This window comes from Algoriphagus sp. Y33 (genome assembly GCF_014838715.1).
Classification (GTDB): domain Bacteria; phylum Bacteroidota; class Bacteroidia; order Cytophagales; family Cyclobacteriaceae; genus Algoriphagus.
Genome location: NZ_CP061947.1, coordinates 3,640,893 through 3,663,418, shown reverse-complemented (window position 1 = coordinate 3,663,418; position 22,526 = coordinate 3,640,893). Strand labels below are relative to the sequence as shown.

The 22,526-nt window shown below is 43.8% G+C and carries 15 protein-coding genes; 14 read left to right on the top strand and 1 reads right to left on the bottom strand.

Features of this window, described 5'->3' with window-relative positions; all coding sequences use genetic code 11:
- The first annotated feature begins 20 nt into the window (after window positions 1-20).
- From ID165_RS14695 to ID165_RS14680, 4 genes are read left to right on the top strand one after another with little or no spacing between them, the layout of a single operon-like run.
- A complete protein-coding gene (locus ID165_RS14695) occupies window positions 21-1,037 on the top strand; it encodes an NAD(P)-dependent oxidoreductase (protein WP_192085581.1) in 1,017 nt (338 codons plus the stop codon).
- A complete protein-coding gene (locus ID165_RS14690) occupies window positions 1,037-2,101 on the top strand; it encodes a dihydrodipicolinate synthase family protein (protein ID WP_192085579.1) in 1,065 nt (354 codons plus the stop codon). Before ID165_RS14695 ends, ID165_RS14690 begins: the two co-directional genes overlap by 1 nt.
- A 4-nt stretch (window positions 2,102-2,105) precedes the next feature.
- A complete protein-coding gene (locus ID165_RS14685) occupies window positions 2,106-4,064 on the top strand; it encodes a hypothetical protein (protein ID WP_225586753.1) in 1,959 nt (652 codons plus the stop codon).
- Window positions 4,065-4,113: 49 nt separating this feature from the next.
- Window positions 4,114-5,121, top strand: a complete 1,008-nt coding sequence (locus tag ID165_RS14680) for a Gfo/Idh/MocA family protein (protein WP_225586751.1) — start codon at window positions 4,114-4,116, stop codon at window positions 5,119-5,121.
- A gap of 721 nt (window positions 5,122-5,842) precedes the next feature.
- On the opposite strand, the gene ID165_RS14675 is transcribed toward ID165_RS14680, so the two are convergent.
- A complete protein-coding gene (locus ID165_RS14675) occupies window positions 5,843-7,261 on the bottom strand; it encodes a PLP-dependent aminotransferase family protein (protein ID WP_192085577.1) in 1,419 nt (472 codons plus the stop codon).
- Between the two features lie 98 nt (window positions 7,262-7,359).
- Here ID165_RS14675 and ID165_RS14670 point away from each other — a divergent pair, with 98 nt between their 5' ends.
- The 10 genes from ID165_RS14670 to ID165_RS14625 all read left to right on the top strand — a co-directional run bounded on the left by ID165_RS14670 (window position 7,360) and on the right by ID165_RS14625 (window position 22,422).
- Window positions 7,360-7,821, top strand: coding sequence for a cupin domain-containing protein (locus tag ID165_RS14670; protein WP_192085575.1), 462 nt, complete (start codon window positions 7,360-7,362; stop codon window positions 7,819-7,821).
- Window positions 7,822-7,967: 146 nt separating this feature from the next.
- Window positions 7,968-8,849 (top strand): dihydrodipicolinate synthase family protein, encoded by an 882-nt coding sequence (locus tag ID165_RS14665; protein ID WP_192085573.1) that lies wholly within the window; start codon window positions 7,968-7,970, stop codon window positions 8,847-8,849.
- Window positions 8,850-9,010: 161 nt separating this feature from the next.
- Window positions 9,011-9,169, top strand: coding sequence for a hypothetical protein (locus tag ID165_RS14660; protein ID WP_192085571.1), 159 nt, complete (start codon window positions 9,011-9,013; stop codon window positions 9,167-9,169).
- Window positions 9,170-9,327: 158 nt separating this feature from the next.
- The gene (locus ID165_RS14655) at window positions 9,328-10,110 is read left to right on the top strand and encodes a GntR family transcriptional regulator (RefSeq protein WP_192085569.1); all 783 of its coding nucleotides are present in this window, start codon (window positions 9,328-9,330) and stop codon (window positions 10,108-10,110) included.
- Between the two features lie 258 nt (window positions 10,111-10,368).
- Window positions 10,369-11,607, top strand: a complete 1,239-nt coding sequence (locus tag ID165_RS14650; protein ID WP_192085567.1) for an MFS transporter — start codon at window positions 10,369-10,371, stop codon at window positions 11,605-11,607.
- Window positions 11,608-11,670: 63 nt separating this feature from the next.
- A complete protein-coding gene (locus tag ID165_RS14645; protein WP_225586749.1) occupies window positions 11,671-14,817 on the top strand; it encodes a TonB-dependent receptor in 3,147 nt (1,048 codons plus the stop codon).
- Between the two features lie 18 nt (window positions 14,818-14,835).
- On the top strand, window positions 14,836-16,422 hold the full coding sequence (locus tag ID165_RS14640; RefSeq protein WP_192085563.1) for a RagB/SusD family nutrient uptake outer membrane protein: 1,587 nt from the start codon (window positions 14,836-14,838) through the stop codon (window positions 16,420-16,422).
- Window positions 16,423-16,433: 11 nt separating this feature from the next.
- A complete protein-coding gene (locus tag ID165_RS14635; protein WP_192085561.1) occupies window positions 16,434-17,333 on the top strand; it encodes a DUF5017 domain-containing protein in 900 nt (299 codons plus the stop codon).
- 184 nt (window positions 17,334-17,517) lie between these two features.
- Complete coding sequence (locus ID165_RS14630; RefSeq protein ID WP_192085560.1) at window positions 17,518-19,008, top strand: L-fucose/L-arabinose isomerase family protein; 1,491 nt, start codon at window positions 17,518-17,520, stop codon at window positions 19,006-19,008.
- A gap of 6 nt (window positions 19,009-19,014) precedes the next feature.
- Window positions 19,015-22,422, top strand: coding sequence for a LamG domain-containing protein (locus tag ID165_RS14625; protein ID WP_192085559.1), 3,408 nt, complete (start codon window positions 19,015-19,017; stop codon window positions 22,420-22,422).
- The last annotated feature ends 104 nt before the right edge of the window (window positions 22,423-22,526 follow it).

Genomic DNA, 22,526 nt, shown 5'->3' with positions numbered 1-22,526 from the left:
GAAAATATAAACCGATATCAATGAAAAATTTAAAGGAATTAGAAAAAGAACTGACTGTTCCATCAGAGGCACTGATTGAAGATATGGCCCGGATAGAAGGGGATATCATGTTGCTTGGGATAGGAGGAAAAATGGGGCCAAGCATGGGTAAACTTGCCAAAGATGCCATTAAAGCGGGAGGATTGGGCAAACGTGTATTTGGGGTTTCCAGGTTTTCAGATGCTGGTGCAATGAAATCATTACAGGAGGCAGGCGTTGAAACAATTTCCTGTGATCTGCTCAATGACAGTGAGCTGCAGAATTTGCCTCAGGTGGAAAATATTATTTACCTGGCTGGACATAAGTTTGGAACTACAGGAAATGAGGGGTTTACCTGGGCAATGAATGCCTATTTACCGGGAAGGGTTTCGGAAAAATTCAAAAATTCCAGACTGGTCGTGTTTTCATCAGGAAATGTGCTGCCATTTGTCCCTCTCTCTTCAGGAGGGGCAACAGAGGATACTGCACCTGAGCCCATAGGGGAGTATGCCCAGTCCTGCTTAGGGAGGGAAAGGGTTTTTGAGTACTTCTCAAAAACAAACCAGACCCCCATGTTGATCTATAGGCTTAACTATGCGGTGGACTTTAGGTATGGTATTTTACTGGAAATTGCTAAAGCTGTTTTTCACGAAAAGGAAATTGATCTGAGCACATCTAATGTGAATGTAATCTGGCAAAAAGATGCCAATGAAATAGCATTAAGAGCCCTCTTACACACCACGGCACCTGCAAAACTGCTGAATGTTACCGGGCCGGAAATCCTTTCCATTCACTGGATTGCCTCGGAATTTGGAAGAATTTTTAACAAAGAGCCTAAGTTCATCAATGAGCCTGTCGGTACAGCATTACTGAACAATGCTTCCGAATGTCACCGTTTATTCGGTTATCCTAAAACCACCCCTAGGGAGATGGTGGAAATCACTGCCAATTGGTTGCTTCAAGGGGGTGATGAGTTTGGCAAGCCTACACATTTTCAGCAGAGAGGGGGGAAGTTTTGATGAAGGAATTAAGGAAAGAACTGTATCAACACCTGCTTAATGGAACCGTAATTCCTGCACATCCACTCGCTTTGGACCAAAACCGGTCCATAGATGAGCAAAGGCAAAGGCAACTAACCAGGTATTATATGGCCAGCGGGGCAGGGGGAATCGCCGTAGGCGTGCACTCTACACAATTTGAAATACGGGATCCCAGACATAACCTGTACGAAACAGTGCTAAAATGGGCATCAGAAGAGATTGACGAAGCAAATCTGGGTCGTCCTTTCCTGAAAATTGCCGGCATCTGTGGGGATACCCTGCAGGCAGTATCTGAGGCGAAACTGGCTTTGGAAAACGGTTATGAATTAGGATTGCTCAGTATGGGAGGATTACAGGGGTGGACAGAACAGGAAATATTGGATAGGGTCAGAGAGGTAGCCGCGGTGATTCCTGTTTTTGGATTTTACCTGCAGCCTTCAGTTGGAGGAAGGGTTTTTAGTTATGGCTTCTGGAGACTGTTCGCCGAAATCAGCAATGTTGTAGCGATAAAATGCGCTTCATTCAACCGGTATCAGACCTTGGATGTGATGCGGGCTGTATGCAACAGTTCAAGGGTAGATAGCATTGCTATGTACACCGGCAATGATGATAATATCGTAGCGGATTTGTTGACCGACTATCGTTTCACCGTTGCCGGAAAGCTGGTTAAAAAAGCTTTTGTGGGAGGACTGCTGGGACATTGGGCAGTATGGACACAAAAGGCAGTCAGTCTCTTGGAGGAAGTAAAGCAATGCAAGGCCCAAGGGAGTGGAGAGGACTGGGCAAGCCTACTCTCCAAAGGAGTCGCTATTACGGATGTAAACGCGGCTATGTTTGATCCATCCCATCAGTTTCATGGCTGTATTCCGGGTATGCATACCATGCTTAAACAGCAAGACTTACTTGGGACCACACATTGTCTTAATCCAGATGAGCGATTATCTGTCGGTCAGTTGGAAGAAATCCAACGAGTCCACCAAGAATATCCCGACCTGAATGATGACTCATTTGTAAGGGAGTTTTTACTCAACGATAAATACTAGATTTATGAAATTTCTAATAAAGTTTGGGGCGGTATTTATTTTTTTGATTTCCGGTGTCCCAGGGATTGCCCAAGTGGATACAGTGCAATTCAATAATCACGGCCCCCAATTATTTGCCTCAATGATACAGGGCAGTGCTTTTTTAAAGGATGGGAATGGCAGGGAATTGATCTATACGGTGGTAAGGGGAGAACCTGCGCACCTGCTTGGTTATGATGTGGAAACCAAAGACCTACTCGTAGATCTTCCTTTGGGTGAGGCAGATGGTGCCTGGGATATGGCCCAGACTTCAGATGGTACACTTTATATCCCCGGAGCTGATGGTACGATGTTTTCCCATAAGCCGGGAAGTGCGGAAGTGATTGATCTGGGGGTGGCACTCGAAGGAGAGACTTACCTGTGGAATCTTACAGCAGGAAAAGATGCTGAGGTTTTTGGGGCTACTTACCCCGGATGTAGGGTGTTTAGATACCATCCTGCCGATGGATTTTCTGATGTAGGTAAGGGGCCTTTGGTTGAAAATGAGAATTACGTGAGGAGCATAGCTTATTATCATAAAACCGAAATGATTTATGCAGGAGTGGGTTCTAAAGCACACCTTATCGAAATCAACCCCAAAACAGGAGAAAAGAGGGACATCCTTCCTGAAAAATACCAAGGCTATGAATTTGTTTATGGGTTGGAAATTGTTCCTGGGATAGATGGAAATGACCGCTTGTTCGTCTTGCTGACCAATGGCAGTGTGACGCTGGTTTATAACCTGAAATCAGGTGAATTCGAGCAGGAAATAGAAAGGATGGATATGCGTTCTATTACTGGAGTACCTAGCGGGGATGCTGTTTATTATACTTCTGGGGGTTCTTTGAAAAGATTCGACCCTGCCTTTTCAGAAGCTAACGCTGAGGTTTTGGAGGATGAAGTTGGTACTGCCAACGCCTTCAGCATGGGAAATGAAGGTGAAGTATATGTGTTGACTTCTGGCGCAAACCTGATTAAATATGACCCGAAAAGCAGGCGGTTTGATAAAACTAAATTAAACGTACCAGGCCAACCTATACCGATCCAGTCTTTAATGTATGGTCCGGATGGAAACATTTGGTCGGGAGGTTACCTAGCAGGGGGAAATGCTACCTATAATCCCTTAACCGGAGAGCATAGATTCCTACCGGGACTTGACCAGACTGAGGGGATGTCATATCAAGAGGATAAGATATATTTTGGAGTCTATCCCAAAGGTAAATTCTATGAATATGACATCAGAATTCCATGGGATCCAAAAGGGGGAAACCCAAGAATGCTTGGACAAATCCCTAACCAAAGCAGGTCATTTGCGCAAGTTAGTATCCCTGAAAAAGAGATGGTGGTTTTTGGGATGATCCCTGAATACGGTAAACTTGGGGGTGCCTTAATCACTTACGATCTTAACAGCGACGAACTAAAAGGTCATCCAAGTCCAGTTGATTCACAGGCTATTTCAGGTCTTATCTATACAGGTGAATACGTTTTGGTAGGTACTACTATTTCCGGTGGGCTAGGAATAAAGCCTACAACTACAGAAGCGGTTTTGGTTGGATGGGATCCGGAAACTGGCAAAAAGCTTTTTCAGACTGTTCCTATTCCAGGAGCCTCAGCCTTAACAGGTTTTATTAAAGGTCCTGACGGTAATATATGGGGAATGGGAGATGGAACTCTTTTTAAATTTGACCCGATAGGCAGGAAGGTTGTCAATACGCATAAAATGTATGAATTTCCGGAGTTTAAAAGCCACATCTGGAGAAGTTCTTTTCTTATCTTACATCCAGATGGTCATGTATATGGAACAGATAACAAGAAGCTTTTCAGGATTGACCCAAAGTCAATGATCTTAACCGAGCTGTCTGATAAGGCAGGTTTACTGGTCATGGATAATCAGGGAACGCTTTTCTTCCGAAGGGGTACGGATCTTTGGTCGTTCAGGCCGTAAGTGATAAGCAAGTGGTTAATGCATATACTAATTAAGATCAGTTACTCGTATGGTACAGCATAATGACTTCATGGATTTATCCAGAAGGAGGTTTTTAAAGAAATCCGCGATTTTCGGGGTTGGAGCGGGATTGGATTTAGGTTCAATCCCCCACTTCGGCAATGCTTCTATCAGGATTGGGATCATTGGCTTGGATACTTCCCATGCAGTAGCATTCACAAAATTGTTTAATGCTGAAAATCCCCTAAAAGAATTTGAGGGATTCAAAGTGGTATCTGCTTTTCCTTATGGCAGTATGAAAATTTCATCGAGTATGGAGAGGATTCCGGAATATACAAAGGCTGTCCAGGATATGGGAGTAAGAATTTCAAATTCCATAGAGGAACTTCTGGAAGAAATAGATGTCGTTCTTCTTGAAACCAATGATGGCAACCTTCACCTAGAGCAGGCAAGAAAGGTTTTTAAAGCGAATAAACCTCTATTTATTGATAAGCCTGTGGCGGCGAATTACAAAGAAGTCAAGGCGATTTATTCCGAGGCTCAGGAGAGCGGGGTACCACTATTTTCTGCTTCTTCTCTGCGATATCAGCAAAATGTACATGCCATACGTAATGAGGACTTACTCGGCAAAATTATCGGCTGTGATACATTCAGTCCTGCTGAAATAGAACCAGGCCATAGCGACCTGTTTTGGTATGGAATTCATGGGGTGGAAATGCTTTTTACTGTGATGGGGCCCGGGTGTGAATCTGTTAAGAGGATTTATAGCCATGATGCGGACATAGTAGTAGGAAAATGGGCTGATGGAAGAATCGGGACTTTTAGGGGAATGCGTACAGGTGTACATGACTATGGTGGGACTGCCTTCGGGACAGGGGGCAATCTTACGCTGGGTTCCTTTGACGGCTATGAAGCCTTGGCAAAGCAAATTGCCCGGTTTTTCAGAACCAAGGTTTCACCGGTTGATTTTACTGAAACCTTGGAAATCTATGCCTTTATGGATGCTGCTGAAAAAAGTAAATTGCAAGGAGGAGCAGAAGTACTATGCACGATATGATAGATGAAGGCGATCTCCATTTGGGGTTTCATCTATTGGTATACTTTCCAGCAATCTGATGGCTAATAAGGTAAATGCGGTGTTTTGAAGAAATGATCTTCTGGTAATTTTTTTGTATGGGCTTCGCAGCTCACTATATACAAGTTCTGTATTTGAGGTTCATCTGGTTACGGGTGGATCACAAGATGAGTTAGACCTAGTAGAATATGATATTACTTGTATCATTTTCTTATAATAGATGATTTTAAAACAATACTATTTTTCCATTCCTTTTTCCGCCAATTTAGCCTGATCCCGTCACACGAGGCAAGAGACTACGGCATAAAGCTTGCGCTCTTGCCCTTGCTGGTTTATTCCGTTTCCTCTTGCACTTAGTGCCGGTCTCAGGCTGGCGCAGCTTCATAAGTATTTGTCAAACCAAAACACAAAAGACTATGAAAAGGCATACAAAAACGTCGCTAAGAGAAATGGGGGGTATTCCTTTTGAAGAGGAAGGGATAACTTACAAAAAGCGAAAGGATCATCCGGTATCTTCCAGAAGTTTAATGAACCGATCATTGAAGAACTCGAACAAGTGTGATTCCCCGATTATTATTGATGAAGAACAATGCAGGGTACCCGTTCACATATTAAAAGCAACAATTGGACAGAACTATTGTATAAATTCCTGCAGGAAAAGTTTGCCACAACGGATTTGCAGGTTGATTTCCCCGAATATGAATCAGTCTAATAGTGGTACAAGAGTTTTTATTCCCGTTTCCAGTTGATCTTCTGTCAACGAAGCAAAACCAAGCCTTAACCCCATTATCGGCTCCCTATAACTGTATTTGTCAGGGGTTAAAATTAAAATCCCTTTTCTTTCCAACCGGGCTGCCAGATCAAAAATATCGATCTCTTTTTTTGGTTTCAGCCAAAAGGCAAGGCCTCCGTTTGGTTTTTGGAAATCCACCCTGGTATTCAGATGTGCTGTGAGCAGATTTTCAAAGTAGTCTCTTTTTTTCAAATAAATGGCACTCACCCTTTTCAAGTGCCGCTTAATCGCCCCTTCTTTAATGAGTTCTAATACAGCCTGTTCCATCATGGAATCTCCCTGGACATCTATTATTTTACGCAGTGCCACTATTTTATCTGTCAAGGTTTGATTTGTGAATAAATATCCTATCCGCAGTGCAGGAGCGACAATTTTACTCATTGTTCCGATATAAACATAGTTGTCTATATGTGCCAAACTTCCAACAGGAAAAACCGGTCGGGCCGCAAAATGGAACTCGTGATCATAGTCATCTTCAATCAGGTAGAAATTATGGATATTACTAAGCTCAATGAGTTCATATCGTCTCTTTATACTAAGAGTTACCGTAGTGGGGAACTGATGATGTGGAGTTATATAAATAGCTTTGATGGTATGCTTTTTTAAGATCTCCCTTATTTCCTCTACCACGATGCCTTGCTCATCCACCCCGACGGGAACCAACTTTGCCCCGGCATTTTCAAAGGCTAGCCAAGCAGGTTTATAGCCCGGATTCTCAATTATCACCATATCACCTTTATCAATTATACAATGGGAAGTCAGGAACATCGCCATTTGGCTACCACGTGTAACTACAATTTGGCTTGGATCTGTAGTAAGATTTCGTTTGAAATTCAGCATTTGGCTGATGGCTTCTCTAAATGGGTAATCGCCTTGAGCCTCTGAGTATCCCATCAGTTGCCTTCTTCCTTTTCGGCTAAAAATTTCTCTGTAAGCCTTGGCTAACGCATCAATTGGGGCAAGTTTGCTATCTGGAAAACCATCGTCAAACACGATAGAAGGTTTGGGGTTTGGTCTATTCTTCTCCGTCGGATAATCAATATCCTGAGAAAAAACTCTTGAACCGGCAGGAAGGATTTCCGCTACAAAAATTCCTTTACGCTCAACCGTAGTCAACCAACCTTCGATCAAAAGTACATTAAGGGCTTGCACTACGGTGTTACGGTTAACTTTTAATAGGCTGGCAAGTTTACGGCTACCTGGCAGACAATCACCGCTTTTAAGTTTGTTCTTTTTGATGGCATCTATAATCGCATCAGCTATCTGTAAATAAACAGCTTTTGTATCCTTCAAGTCAAGGTCGATTTGGAGTTCCCAAGGTCTAAGCATCTGGACTATCTGTTTTATTTAAAACTGAGCCACTAAGATAGTCCAAATATTTCAGATTTTTGTTTCGCAATAACGCAACAACTTAAAATTTTCAGAAAATGAAACTTGAAGAAAAGCAATTCAGCTCAAAGGATTTTCATGAAACATTTGACCGTCCTAGGTATGTAAAACCCACTAAGCTCATCCACAAAAATGTGGAGCAGGCCGGCCAACATGACCAATTTTCCACCGAAAGGAAGCATCCCGTATTCTTTGTTGACTTACCGACCAAAAATGTCAGTATGACAATCGGAGGACTTTTAAATGACCAAATCACCAACCGCCACCGACACACTTACGAAACAGTTTTATATGTAATTGAAGGGGAGGGCTGGACAGAAATTGAAGGAGAAAAAGTGGAATGGCAGGCAGGTGATGCTGTATATATTCCTTCCTGGGCTTGGCACAGGCACGGAAACCGCAGCCGCAAAAAAGAAGCAAAATACATTGCATGCGAAAATGCACCACAGTTACAAAACTTGGGAGTAGCCCTTCGAGAAGAAGAAGGCCGAGACCTGTAAATTAAAAATGTCCCTTCCTGGAAAGGGACATTTTTTCAAACTAAACTGATTCATACGATGAAATCGAGTATGTCGTAAACGACACTCACAGAGATGATTATAATCCTGCGAGATTCCATCTGACCATTAAAAGAAATTATATATAGATGAAAAATATACCTTTAAAAGGAATTATTGCCTATCCGATTACACCATTCGACATAGATGAGAAAGTTGATATTCCGCTTTTTAAGACTATGGTAGAAAGGCTTATTGCCAACGGTTCACACGGCATCGCGCCTCTGGGGAGCACAGGAGTTCTTCCATATCTTACCGATGAAGAGAAAGAAGCGGTTACGGAAGCTACTATCCAACAAGTAAATGCACGTGTTCCTGTAGTGGTGGGCGTTTCCAACCTGACAACAGAACGCACCGTTTACCACGCCAGGTTTGCGGAAAAAGCAGGGGCAACTGCCTTAATGATTATTCCAATGAGTTATTGGAAATTAACCGATGATGAAATAGTTAAGCACTATGATGCTGTTGCCGAACAGGTTTCTATCCCGATCATGGCTTATAATAATCCTGCCACCGGTGGAGTGGATATGTCTCCTGCATTGCTTAAACGGTTGCTTCAGATACCCAATGTCACTATGATAAAGGAAAGTACCGGAGATGTTCAGCGGATGCACTACCTACGAAAAGAACTGGGGGAAGATGTAGCATTTTATAATGGTTCAAATCCATTAGCTCTGGCTGCATTTGCAGCAGGTGCAGCCGGGTGGTGCACAGCAGCTCCTAATCTGATACCCAAGCTGAACTTAGGACTTTATGAAGCCATGGTAAAAAGCGATTTACCATTAGCCCAAAAAATATTCTACGAGCAGATTCATTTATTAAGGTTTATTGTAAACAAAGGGTTGCCCAGATCAATTAAAGCAGGGTTAACGATTATAGGAGAAGAAGGTGGAAATTTAAGAAGTCCATTAAAACCACTTTCATCCATTGAATCACAGGAATTGAGGTCGATCCTAACTACACTCAGGTAAAATGAAGTGGGACGAAAGTCCCACTTTAATAGCCCTTTATTCAAAATTAATTCCATCCTTTTCGGTTAGCATATCGGTTTCCTTTGGGGTGAAAAGAGGCATTACGTATTGAGAAATGAAGTGATAATTTTAGTGGTTATTTCTATATCCACCACCATCCTATGATCCCAGAATCCCTGGCCAGACAATTTTTTGTGATGCACAAACATTTTTTACGTATATCGGCCATAGATGATGAGCTGGGGATAAGCGGGAAGTTATTATCTTTTACGACTTCCGGATTGGATCTGTCCTATGCATTCGGAATGCTTCAGAAATAAGCATAGTCTATAGGATAGAATTCTGAAAATTTAAGGCTATTACCCCAATGTGTATTGTCTCCAACACCCTACTTTACTTTACATTCGTTACTTTCGTAGTAAGGCAAACCGTAAAAAATATCAAGTAAGTGGGGCAACATTTTGAAAATAACGATAACATGAAACCAAAATTCATATCTATTAGTGAAGATATCATTGAGAAAATAAAATCCAGGGAATTACAACCGGGAGATAGGGTGCCCTCTGAGAATGAACTGATAAAACGATATGAAGTAAGCAATACTACAGCCCGCAAAAGTCTTCTGGAAATCGAATCTAGAGGTTGGGCCCAGCGAATAAAGGGAAAAGGGACTTTTGTTTTGAACAGGAACGAAGATCATCGCATTCTCCGCACTCTGGGGTCTATTGATTCTACCCGGAGGGGGTTCAATGAGAGTTTGAAGGCAGAAGGTTTTAATCCGAAAAATATTGTACTGGAAAAAACAATATTAAATCACGGGGTTTCCTCTGAGATCAGTGGAAAGCACTATATCATGGAAGGCCCTATTCTCAAAATCCATCAAGTGCGCTATGCCAACGATATTGTGCTGAAAGATGAAATTAAGTACATTTCTCTCAAGCTTTGTCCCAAGATTAATAAGATGTCTACCGAGATTTCATATTTCAAAATCTACGAAGACAAGTACGATCTTAAGATCTCAGATATTAAACAAAACCTTAGCACAATGATCCTGATGCCTCAAGCAGAAGGAAATAATTTTGAAGTTTCGGATCCTTTGCCTGCCTTTGTGCTTGACAGTGTAGTTCTGTGTTATTCAGATACAGTCGTTGAAATTGAGAAATCTTACTATCGTGGAGACAAATATAAATTTGCCATTGTCGCCAATCCCGAATATTATAGCGAATCGTCTACTCCAGAAACAAACCATGCAGACAAATGATTATCTATTGTGAAAAATAGCTTGGCACTGTTTTTTTTATAAATACTTTTCCTACAAATGGAATTACGTTGTTGATGCTTAGTGCGTTAATATTTTTTGTTGCCGAACGCTCTTCTGCCATCCATAAATTTCGTAAACACCTATTTAATTGATATAATTATCGGGGTTGCGCTAAAAATTGAAAATTAAATCTCGATTATTTGTTTTTAATAAATCAAACTTCTATTATTGAAAAATAATACTTAGAGCGTTAAGCTGATGAAAGCAAAAATACGATGGTTTATACTTATCCTGGTCTTCATAGCTACAGGTCTTAATTTTCTCGACAGACAGGTGCTGTCAATGACCATTATTAAGATACAGGATGAGCTGAACATTACTGATGTGCAATACGGCATAATTAATACTAGTTTCCTTATCAGCTATGCGTTGATGTTTACTATCGGTGGACGGTTGATTGATAAAATCGGAGGAAAACTTGGGCTTGCACTTTCGGTTGGGATATGGTCTACAGCAAGTGTTTTACATGGGGTGATAACCGGGTTTTATCATTTACTTGCTTTTAGGTTTCTGCTCGGAATAGGGGAAGGGGGATGCTTTCCCGGTGCTGCCAAAACGGTATATGAATGGTTTGGAAGAAAAGAACGTGCACTGGCAAACGGGATTGCCATTGGCGGTTCTGCAATCGGCGCAGTAGTGGCCCCGCCTCTTACCATTCTTATTTCTTCCACCTATGGCTGGCGTTGGACCTTCATTATTCCTGGGCTGTTCGGCATTCTATGGGTGTTGGCATGGGTAGCAATCTCATGGAGAAACAAGGGCGGCGCCACTCAGGACCAAGAAGTAAATGCCCCGGTCGAACGGGCAGAAGGAATATCATTTCGTGAGATCATAAAAAACAGATCGGCACGTGTCTTAGTCCTAATGCGTTTTTTATTGGATCCGGTGTTCTATTTTCTCATGTTTTGGGTGCCCAAGTACTTAAGTGAGGAACGTGGACTATCCTTTGATAGGATTGGAGAGCTTTTCTGGATACCGTTCATGGCGCTTGGAGTTTCCAACATCATAGGGGGATGGATATCCGATAAATTGATTGCGAACAACCTTTCGGTAAATGCTGCCCGGAAATGGGTTATGGGGTCTGCAGCCCTACTCACCCTGATTGCGCCTTTTATTTCCCGGGTTTCGTCGGTGGAACTTGCTGTTGGGTTTATGGCAATAATGATGTTTGCCCACGGATTTTGGATCACCAACTATATCACTGCCATCTCGGATATATTTGGAAAATATGCGACCTCAACGGTAGTGGGACTGTCCGGAACTGCCGGGGCATTGGCTGGAGTGCTGGTCAATCCTCTAATTGGAATGGTCGTGCAAAATTATTCCTATGGGCCGCTATGGTTGGTAGCAGGGATCATGTACCCTCTTACTTTTCTCATTATGCTCATTTTCATCCCTAACTTAAACCCTTTAGCTGTGCGAGTTCTATTAAGATAGGAGCATAAGGATTTTAGTGACATTTTACTTAGTGCGTTAACGTTGAAATTTATTATTGAAGCTATGAAACATTTCTACAAACCAATCTTTCTGATGATGTTCTTCATGTGGGCATCAGCCGGATTTGGCCAGGAAATTACCCTGAAGGGTACAGTTTCCGACGGAGAAAGCGGAGAAGGCCTTCCTGGTGTAAGTATTCTGCTAAAAGGTACCGCTGTCGGTACCGTTACGGATGTCATGGGGAACTACACAATAAAAGTACCTGATGGCCCCGGAACACTTGTATTTTCATTTATTGGGTACCGTACCCAGGAAATACCCATTGACAACCGGAAAGTCGTGGATCTGGTTATGGAGGTTGATATTACCTCTCTAACCGAGGTAGTAGTGGTTGGTTACGGGACAACGACCAAAAAAGACATGACTGGCTCCATTGAAACCGTCGATATGGAAGACGTACAAAAGGCACCGGTCAAGTCCTTTGATGAGGCACTTGCCGGAAGGGTTGCGGGAGTGACGGTTTCAGGTAATGATGGCCAGCCGGGATCCAATAACAACATCATCATCCGGGGAGTCGGTTCCATTACCGGTTCTACAGCACCGCTATATGTAGTTGACGGTTTTCCAATGGAAGATTCCTATGCCAATTCTTTGAATCTTAATGATATAGAATCAATGACGGTTCTCAAGGATGCTTCTGCAACGGCAATATATGGTGCACGTGGAGCCAACGGGGTTATTATTATAACAACCAAGAGAGGAAAGATGGGAGCTCCGGAAATTTCTTACAATATGTACTACGGGATTTCACAAAACCCAAATCCCATCAAGCTGATGGACGCTTACCAATTCGTGAAGTACCAAAGTGAGCTAAATCCTGAAGTAGCCGACAAGATTTATTTCACGAACGGAAAATCGCTGGAAGATTATCGCAACGTTGAAAGTATAGATCTGCAGGATCAGATTTACCAAAATGCCCCCGTACTTAACCATGAGCTTTCCATTCGGGGAGGAAATGGTAAAACAAACTATTCTATTTCTGGAAATATACTTAACCAAGAAGGAATAGCCATCAATTCAGGCTTCAGACGGTATTCCGGAAGGATTACCTTAGATCAGGAAATCAATAATAAAATTAAAGTGGGCGCAGATATAGCCTACAGCAGCGAGGAAACATACGGTGCTATCATGACGCAGTCTTCTTCCAATTCCCTGACTTACGGAAATCTGAGCTTGATGGCTTCGGTATGGGGATTCCGCCCGGTGGCTGGTGAAAATGAAAACGTCATGGATGAACTTTTTGACCCTACCATTCCCTCTACGGATTTCAGGGTAAACCCAATATTATCGGCAAAGAACGAACATCGTGTAACGGCAGTGAACAACCTCAGGGCCAACGGGTTCTTCGAATACTCGATCATTCCCGAACTTACCCTGAAACTGGCCGGTGGTATTAATAATATTATGGTTAGGAGGGAAGGTTTTTTCAATTCTTTGACGACCGCAGGGAACGATAGAAGAGATCAAAAGCAAAATGGGTTCATTTATTTCCGGCCGGTAAACAACTGGAACAATACCAATACACTCACCTTCAAGAAAACCTACAATAATATCCATAGCTTCAATGCTGTCATCGGAACGGCGATACAAAAGCAGGAAGATGGGAATTATGGGTTTTCTGCCATTCAGGTCTTAAATGAAGGTACAGCGGTTGATGGCCTAGATGAGGCTGCTGAGAATTTTGGGACTTCAGGCAGATCGAGCTGGGCACTGGCATCTTTTCTTGGGCGGCTTAATTATAGTTATAAATCCAAATACATGCTTACTTCATCGGCGAGGTATGACGGATCGTCAAAGTTCGCACCAGGAAATCGCTGGGGATTCTTTCCTTCGGCAGCGTTGGCATGGCGCATGTCGGAGGAGGATTTGCTGAAGGGTATCAGCTTTATCACCGATGCCAAACTGAGGCTGAGCCATGGTGCCACCGGGAACAACCGTGTATCAGATTTCGCCTATTTGTCGACACTAACCATTCCAAGGTCCGGTGGGTACTCGTTCAACAACAGTGAACCGATTAGAGGAGCATTACTTGAAAATTACGGCAACCCAAACCTTAAGTGGGAAACTACCGTGCAGACGGACATAGGTTATGACCTGTCCGTACTGGAAGGCAGGTTGGAGATTACGCTGGATGTTTATCGTAAAATGACCAAAAATGTATTGTTGAATGCTGATCTGCCTTATTCCACAGGGTTAACGAATATTTATAATTCAGCTTCCGCCTACAAGAATATCGGTAAGATCAAGAACGAGGGACTAGAGCTTACACTAAACACCGTAAACATCGCAAAAGGAGATTTTGAGTGGAGAACCAACTTCAATATCACTTTTAACCGCAATGAAGTGATAGAGCTGAACGAGGGTCAGACCTCGTTGCTTGAAAACGTGAACTTTGACCAATATTTCAGTAATACCCATCCCTATATAGCACAGGTGGGACAGCCTATCGGCCAAATGTATGGACTGATCTGGGACGGTGTGTACCAGTACGGGGATTTCGATCAGGTGTTGGGCGAGTATGTTCTGAAAGACAACATTCCCACCAATGGGCAACCCCGGGCAAATATACAACCAGGCGACATTAAATACCGTGACATCAATGGTGACCTGTTGGTGAATGAAATGGATTTCACGGTAATAGGAAGGGGCATCCCCTTCCATAGCGGCGGGTTTAACAACAGCTTAAAATATAGAGGTTTTGATATCAATGTTTTTTTCCAATGGTCTTATGGCAATGATATTATAAACGCCAACCGTTTGTTTTTCGAAGGTAACGCAAGAAACCTGATTTCCCTGAACCAGTACGCCGTCTATGAGAACCGATGGAGCCCCGAAAATCCTAGCGAGGAGTATTTCAGGACCGCAGGGAAAAAGGATACCTGGTACACCAGCAGAGTGGTCGAAGATGGCTCTTTTTTGCGGTTGAAAACGGTTTCTTTGGGTTATAGCTTCAGCGAGTTGTTTCTCAATAAGGTTTGGCTGAAAAGCATGAGGCTCTATGCGTCAGCACAAAATCTGTATACCTGGACCAACTACTCGGGTTCAAACCCTGATGTTTCGACCCGGCATTCGGCACTTACACCCGGATTTGACTTTGCCGCGTACCCGTTGGCTAGGACATTCACCGTTGGATTATCCACCACTTTCTAAACTTAAAATTGAACGGTCATGAATTTCAAATTATATACATTAATCTTTCTATTGGGAATTTTCTGCACCTCCTGCGAAGATTTCCTCAGCACAGAGCCCACCAATTTTATTGCTCCGGAATATTCCACGATTGCGGAGCTCGAAACGGGTCTGTCCGGTGTTTATGACGTGCTGGGAAGCCAGGCCACCTATGGGGATGTAATTCCCTATTGGCTAAATGTCAGCACGGACATTGAATACACCAATACCGGCCAACTTAATACCACGGCATACATTTATACACCTACAGATGCCCAGATTACCAATCTCTGGAAGACCCTTTATCAGGGTATATACAGGGCGAACCTTGTACTTGCCAAGGTGGATAATCCCGAATTGGATGAGGATGCAAGGAACAAAATCAAAGGCCAGGCGCTATTCCTCAGAGGGTATTATTACTTTTTGTTGGTAAAAAACTATGGAGGTGTGCCCATGCTACTTACCGAAAAACCGGATATCGGTAACGTCAACGTCCCGAGATCATCTATCGAAGAGGTATATGCACATATACTCCAAGATATGAAAGCAGCAGAGGGTCTGGTAGAAGAGGCGGAAAACTTGAGCGGGGGAGGGAGGATTTCCCGTTCGGCTGTCCAGGGAATCCTTGCCCGTGTGTGTTTAACCATGGCCGGTTACCCATTGGGAGATAAGCCCAAGTACGCCGAAGCGTTGGAGTGGGCTAAAAAAGTGCAGGAATCGAATTTTCATGCACTTAACCCTGACTATAAGGACATTTTTATCAAATACGCCAAGGATGAGTACGACAACAAGGAAAGTATTTGGGAAGTAGAATTCTACGGCCTGTTGTCTTCGGGATCTCAAGAGTATACCTATTACATCGGAGCGCGTGGAGGTATAAGAAGCGCAGATGAACAGATAGGCTATAGTGGAGGGTCTGTTCTGGCTACCAGATGGTTATATGACCTTTATGAAACCGGAGATGAAAATTCTGAGTCACCGGAAGAGTCACCGGATCTGCGAAGGGACTGGAACATTGCTCCTTTTACTTATATAGGCGTCCCTGCTGTACAGACTTACAATCCGGATCTTTGGAGAAGAACAATGGGTAAGTGGAGAAGAGAGTACGAAACCCTAACTCCCAAAGACAGGGTAGTGTCGGCACAAAATTTTCCTATTCTCCGGTATTCTGATGTGCTGTTGATGATCGCAGAAGCTGAAAATGAAGTGAACGGCCCAACCGGCCTTGCATATGATGCCATCAATCAGGTGAGGAGGAGAGCCTACGGCCTATTGCTTCCGGTACCCCCGAATCCGGAGGTGGACGCGGAATTACCCTCAGGAATGAGCAAAGCGGAATTTTTCCAGGCAATAATTGATGAACGCGCAAGGGAGTTTTGTTTCGAGGCCTCCAGAAGGCCTGATTACATCCGTTGGGGAACTTTTGTCGGACGGATGAAAGAATACAGAGTGTGGGCATTAGAGAATGATGCCGCCCAGGGACACGTGTTGGCTCCTACCAACATTTCTGAGAGAAATTATTTACTGCCTATTCCAACTGCGGAGATGGCTTTAAACAAAGCATTAACCCAAAACCCGGGATATTAAAACAGACAGATATGAAGTTCTTAAATACATTTATACCGTTGATGATCATTTTGTTCTCGTGTGAATACAGATTAGAGGTAGATGCTCCTGACTTTGATGTAAAATTGCAGGCGGGGCCTGTCTACAAAACAGGAGATACAGTAAGGTTCGCTTTTACCGGTTATGCCGGTAACATTACCTTTTATTCCGGTCTTCCTGGCGCAGACTATGAATTCCGGAACAGGACGGAAATCAAGGACGGCGTTCCGCAGATTGAACTGGTGACTCAGTACGGAGGTGGGGGAACCCAACTCGGTTCTCTAAGACTTATGGTGACTGCCGACCTGGCTTCCATGGATTCTGCCGGTGTGGTAAATGCTACTTGGACAGATATTACTGAGAAAGCCGATATTGCTTCTAACACCACCATAACTCCCTCGGGCGTTCTGGATCTGAGCGGGTACATTGACCCTGGAAAACCCTTGTATTTCGGATTCAAATTTATAGGTGAGACTAGTGATACTCATATTCCGGGCAACTGGATAATCCACGATTTTGTGGCAAATACGGTTATGGACGATGGCAATGCGCTGCCGGTAGTGACGATGCCTTCTGCAAGCTGGTCTACGTTTAGCATTCTCAACGATGCCTCTCAATGGATCCTCAGAAACAACAATACCCAAGCATACATCATCGGTGGAGGCTTCAATGCGCCGCAGAGTGAAGACTGGATGATCACCAAAGCACTGAACTTCACCAAGGTTCCGCCGGATACAGGCCTCCCTATTCAGAACATTGGCTCGAACGCGCTGGAAGGGTATGAATTTGTATACAATACTCCGGGAACATACACCGTGACGTTCATGGGATCAAACTACACTGTAGATGACCATAAAGAGGTGATCAGGCAGTTTACGATTACGGTTGAGTAGGAAAAACGCCAATGTACTAGCGGGTAAAGTTCTTCCGGGTAATCTTTTTGACCTATAGGAAGGGAAATTTAGAATAAGCAAACGGGGTGTTTTAAGAAAACACCATGGCTAATACGGAATTGGATTGGAATGTAGAATAATACTTAGTGCGTTAATAATATAAAAATAGCTTAAACAAAGAATTATGAATGAACTATTAAAAGGGGAACAGGTCGGCATGAACGGACAGGTGGTAAGAAGGGAGGAAACTGTTCCCAGAATAGGTGTTTTTGGGGTCGGATATTTCAAATATTGGGCGCAATTCGACGGTCTCTTGGAAGATTTGCTGGAAAAACAAAACGTATTTGTAGAGAAATTAAAGAAAAATAAAGCAGACATAATAGAATTTGGGTTGGTTGACGACGCAAAAAGCGCTTACGACCTTGTGCCAAAGCTTAAAGCAGCCAATCTGGATCTCATTTTTTGTGACATGCTCACCTACGCCACCTCCAGCACATTCGGTGTCATCATCAAGAACCTGGATGTACCCATCGTATTGGTGGCCTTACAGCCAGACAAGGCAATGGATTATTCAAAGGCCTCAACTTATATGCAACTTTACAACGATGACGTCTGCTCCTTGCCGGAGTTTACCGGTGTTGCGGTGAGAATGGGAAAAAAAGTCCCTGAAGTCATCATTGGTACGTTGCACGATGATCCTCAGTCGGAAAAGGAGATCAGAGAATATTGCAACATTGCGAGGGTTTTAAATGGATTAAAAACAGCACGCATCGGACATATAGGACATCCTATTGAAGCCATGCTCGATATGCACTCTGATTCCACCATGCTCACAGCGCATTTTGGGGTGCACGTTGTGCAGTGTGAAGCCCATGAGATCGTCACCAAATACCAGAGAGAAGTAAATGAAAATGAAATAGAAACTGAAGAGCAGCGCATACTCGCATTTTTTGATACGCCGGATCCGGTTTCTGACCCGATTTCGGAAAAACTTAAGCAGGAAGACCTGGAGGTCGCGGCGAGCGTATCGGTAGCCTTGAAAAAATTTGTGGAAGATAAGGAGCTGGACGGGCTTGCCTATTATTATAATGGAGAGGAAAACAGCGACACCCAGTTGGTAATGTCTAATCTAATCGTAGGCAACTCCCTGCTGACGAGCGCTGGTTTTCCCATGTGCGGCGAATCCGATTTGAAATGCTGTCTGGCAATGTTCATTATGGACAGGCTCAGGATCGGCGGAAGCTTCGCAGAATTTCACCCGGTTGATTTTAAGGAGAATTTTATTCTTGTAGGGCACGACGGCCCGCATAATATTTCCATTGCGGAAGGTAAACCGGTTTTGAGAAGCTTGAAGAAATATCATGGAAAGCCGGGTTTTGGTGCAGGAGTGGAATTTAAAATCAAGGAAGGCCCTATTACGATGTTGAGCATCACCTCCACTTATGAGGGCAAATTCAAATTTGTTATCGCAGAAGGAGAATCGGTGGAAGGTCCAATACCGCCAACAGGAAATACCAATACCCGGGGTTACTTTAAACCGGATGTAAGGACCTTTCTTACGAAATGGGTCAAGGAAGGACCAACCCATCATTTTGCATTGGGAGTAGGTCACCATGCGAAGACGATCAGGAAGATCGCTGAATACTTAAACATTGAAGCAGTTATAGTTGAATAGCAAATTGTGAAGACTAAAGCAATCCCTAAGGCCGGAGCAGAGCTCACCTCCAAGGAAGGCTTTGGCCTTCCTACATCAAAACATCTGAACATGAACACAGTTCGTACAATTATTTTCTTAGTCTTTATTATATTCTCCGGAAATATAGCCGCCGACGATAGCATTGCGAAAAAACCATTGCAAAAGCTGTTTTTTCTTGATTTTGAAGAAGGTTTTTCACCCTTTGCAATGGGGGGGAACGATCCGTTGAACAAAAATTTTCCGGAGTTGATCTCTGGTGTGGACGGCAAAGCTGCTTTTTTTGAAGCGGGCAAAGTATTGCAATATCCTTCGCTGAAAAATCTGGATAAAGAAAAAGGAACGATCAGCTTCTGGCTGAAGACAGGCGACAAAATGCCAGAGCAAGGGCCCCTGACGCTATTTTCAGAAAACGGTCCAAAAGATGCAGGTGAGAACAATTTTCGGATTGAGCTTTTTCCAGGCCGTTTTATTCGTTTCAGCTTGAAAGACTCCAGGGATTCCTTCATTTATTATCACAAGATCGACTCTTGGAAAGGAAATGTATGGCACCACCTGTCCATCACCTGGAATGTGAAGAAGGGCGCTTTTATCTATGTGGACGGAAAAGCCGCATCTACCGGATGGATGCCACGGTGGATTCCCAAAAGCTACGACAGCTTTTTTATAGGTGCAGGTAACGCCGGCGGAGAAGAAGCATCGCATGTTGCCATCGACGAATTTACTATTTACAACCGAGAATTCACAGAAGTAGAAGCGGGAGAAGAATTCCTTAAATACCGGCATTTCTCTGCCCAAATTTCGGTTAAAGATCCCTTTATTCCGGCAGGCAAGGAGAATATTCTGACTGCGGAACTCGTCAACCCTTCGGATCATCCGGTAGCACTAACGAACATCGTATGCACGCTCACCGATCACAATGGGGACGAACTGTTTAAGGCTGATTTGGAAGAGCAGTCGCTGAAAAAATCGAGTCATACAACCCTGCAGATTCCGGTGAAAACAGATAAAACAGGTACTTTTTCTTTCACCATCACATACCTTGAGAATAACCAAAGAAAACAAACCGTTACGCCGCTTCATGTCTTCGAAAGTAAAGAAAAGGCGGTGGCGCAGGATTGGAGCTATCAATTGGTCTCTCATGTAAAAGCTACTGAAAAAGAGCCTATTGCAGAATCCGGAGGCACCCTTGTTTGTGAAACTTCTTTTGGCAGTTATAGGGAGGCTGGAAAGCATTTCAACGACCGGTTTGCAATGGATTTTGAAGTAGATGCAGTCGGAGAGCCGCACCTGGCAATCGTCACTTATCCGGATGATAAACCGCGGACCATGGAAATTATGCTGCAGCATTTCAATGGCGCCATAGACTTCCAATCGCATACCGGTGTCTTAACCGGTGAAGAATACCCGTTGACTAATGCTGATAAAGAATTTGAGATCGTGTTTTGGCCTCGTTCGAAAAAACAGGCGTTTGTCTTTATGACAGCGGAAAAGGGGTATCCGGCGGCAGTGAAAGACATCAAAATTTATAAGATTGATAAATTTAAAGTCGCGTCCTCGGAGAGCAATTTCCACGGAAGTGTACCTTCCCGTAGCAGCGGCTTGTATTATGAAGACCCAGTGCTGTTCCACAACTTTGGGTCGGGAAGAGACCATCAGGGGTTTGTTATCGCTACCGATCGCCTTATGCAATACCTGCATTCCATGGGGCAGAAGGAGTTTGAATACCCGCTGGCGTGGTATGCAGGGCCGTTATATGGGACATCGGTAGAGCCCTTCCAGCCAGATATTGATGGCGCGCAAGGCGGACAACGCCCACATCCTGATGGTTACCCGGCATACCTCATCAAGCGTCTGGGTGAACAAAATATGAAATTTACCGCCGGCCTGCACATCCATACCCTGCCCAGATTAAATAAATATGCACTGGCTGATTGGGAAAGAATCAACAGCGGTGAAGAAACGGTCATCAACATCAACAAAGACGGAAAACTGTGGTACGGCTACTGGCATGGCAACGACCCCAACTTCAATGCTGCAGATCCGAGGGTAATGCATGCTGTCGATACTATTGTCATGGAAATTGCGGAGCGCTATGCGAAGGAACCTGCTTTTGACGGAATTTCTCTTGTAATGGCCAAGCCTAAACTCTTCACCTTTGGCTCTCTGGCTTCCGGTTATAACGATTCTAATTTACAGCGCTTTCAAGAAGCTTCCGGTATTGAAATTCCCGGGTACGTTTCCGGTGATACCAGTCGGTTTAGGAAAAGCTCTGAATGGATTATGGGAAATGCTGAAGCCAAGAAAGCCTGGATCGACTGGCGGTGCCAAATCTTATATGAGCATTATGCTGCGATGGGCAGAAAACTGGCCGCTTATCGTCCGGATTTAAAACTCAAGCTCAATGTTTTTGTTCACCTGATGCACAATCAGCGACTTGCAGACTACCTCAATGAACCTCCGGTAGAAGTAATGCGCGAAATGGGCATTGATCCCGCCCTATATAAAAACGAAAAGAACATCGTCATCAACCATACGCTGGTGCCGGCGGATCTTCGATGGAAGCGTTCACATTATCCTCCCGCCATTCCCAATATAGACCGCACGGTAATGACCGCCCCGGAGATGGTGACTTCCATGCAGGGCTTGGAAAACATTCGTGTTACGATCCATGATCGTTATTGGGAAGATGCAATAGGACGGGAAAAACCGATGGAAGGACTCACTGAAATGGGGGTAAGTGAAATGGTTTGGAGGGCATCAACTTTGAATGCCTCCGGCTTCCATAGTCTGGAGCCTTATGTTATTGCACTCAATAATCTCGATGCTGCAAGCATCGTGAAAGGAGGCTATGTGGTGGGCACTTTTGGGATGGAAAAAGAGCTGTCGGAATTTTCGAAAGCTTTTCAGGCTTTGCCGGCGACGAAATTTGAAGATATCCCCGGTCTTGCTGACCCGGTGCGGGTACGACAAAAGATTGTTGATGGAAAATTGTATTTCTACGTGCTGAATACCATTCCTGCAGCTGTGGAAATCAGCATAAGATTGAATGAAACAGGAAAAATACAGGAACCTGCGAAAAATAAGGTTTATGCAAAGTCCAAAACTTTACATCTGAAGCTCGCTCCATATGAGCTAAGAACATTTGTCAGTTCATCGGACACTCCTCAGGGTATTTCCGGCGGCAAGGTAAAAGTGGACAAAGAGTGGCTGGCTGATCTCGAGAAGTCACTGACAGCTATGGAAGACCGTGCGGTGGAAAAAGAAGAAAGCTTCCGGAAGCGCGGTCCTTATCTCGAACTGGCAAGAGAACACTGGAGCAAAAAACATTTCTGCCGAGTGTACTTTCTTTTGCAGGAGGGTTGGGGAGAATACGAGGCCACAACAGAGAAATAAAGACATTTCTAGGAGCAATTGATAGCAATATAAGTAAGGGGAAAGCAAGGGCCACAGGACTAATGACAGTGAAATGATGTGATTGGTCTTCTTCCTCTTCTTTT